The organism is Ensifer sp. ENS07 (genome assembly GCF_014852185.1).
GTDB classification, from domain to species: Bacteria; Pseudomonadota; Alphaproteobacteria; order Rhizobiales; family Rhizobiaceae; genus Ensifer; species Ensifer adhaerens.
Window position 1 is genome coordinate 1 of record NZ_JACVBE010000077.1, and the last position, 336, is coordinate 336.

Sequence of the window (336 nt, forward strand, 5' to 3'; positions counted from 1 at the left end):
GCGGGAGAGTAGGTCGCTGCCAGGTCTGCAAATCGCAAGAAAATCCGGAAAACAAAGATCACCTTCTCTTCATGCCTCGGCCCAGCCGAAACACGGGCCGCCCTCAAGCGGCCCTTTTGTTTTGCTAAGCTCGGAACAGACAAACAACGGGATTTTGCCTCCGGCAAAACCCGGAATAAGCGGATAAACCGCAAAGCGGTTTACCGCGATGGCGCGGGGTGGAGCAGCCCGGTAGCTCGTCAGGCTCATAACCTGAAGGCCGCAGGTTCAAATCCTGCCCCCGCAACCAAATCAAAAAAAGCCCGCATGGAGAAATCCAGCGGGCTTTTTGACGTT

The 336-nt window shown here is 55.7% G+C and carries 1 tRNA gene; it reads left to right on the forward strand.

Features of this window, described 5'->3' with window-relative positions:
- Positions 1-212: 212 nt before the first annotated feature.
- Positions 213-289, forward strand: a tRNA-Met gene (locus tag IB277_RS37720).
- Positions 290-336: the final 47 nt, after the last annotated feature.